Origin of the sequence: Psychrobacter sp. 16-MNA-CIBAN-0192 (assembly GCF_040309565.1) — a bacterium.
Taxonomy (GTDB): domain Bacteria; phylum Pseudomonadota; class Gammaproteobacteria; order Pseudomonadales; family Moraxellaceae; genus Psychrobacter.
The window spans coordinates 1-252 of record NZ_JBEOOX010000513.1 but is presented as its reverse complement, the minus strand read 5'-3'; the positions used below and the strand labels follow the sequence as shown (position 1 = coordinate 252).

Below are 252 nucleotides of genomic sequence, written 5' to 3'. Positions count from 1 at the left end.
CAGCAATGGCGAGAGCTATTAAAAGCGTCAAGTGCACTGCCATTTTTATATAAGCAAGGTGTAAAATTGACGCCGTGGTTAAATGCATTAGCCGCAAATGAATTAGGTAAGACCGAGATACAGTCAGAGTCTGATTTTTACTTAGACGGTGGCCTTGCCGCACCGCTTCCTGTACGCGAAGCCTATAATCGTGGCGCACGCAAAATTGTGGTTATACGCACCGTTGATGAAGCCTTTCAGGCTCAATCAGCA

Annotated in this window: 1 protein-coding gene; it reads left to right on the top strand. The window is 46.0% G+C overall.

Annotation, left to right across the window (positions count from 1 at the left end):
* Positions 1-66: 66 nt before the first annotated feature.
* Positions 67-252, top strand: a 186-nt coding sequence (locus AAEY78_RS14180; RefSeq protein ID WP_352340052.1) for a hypothetical protein, incomplete at its 3' end; no start/stop codon positions are given.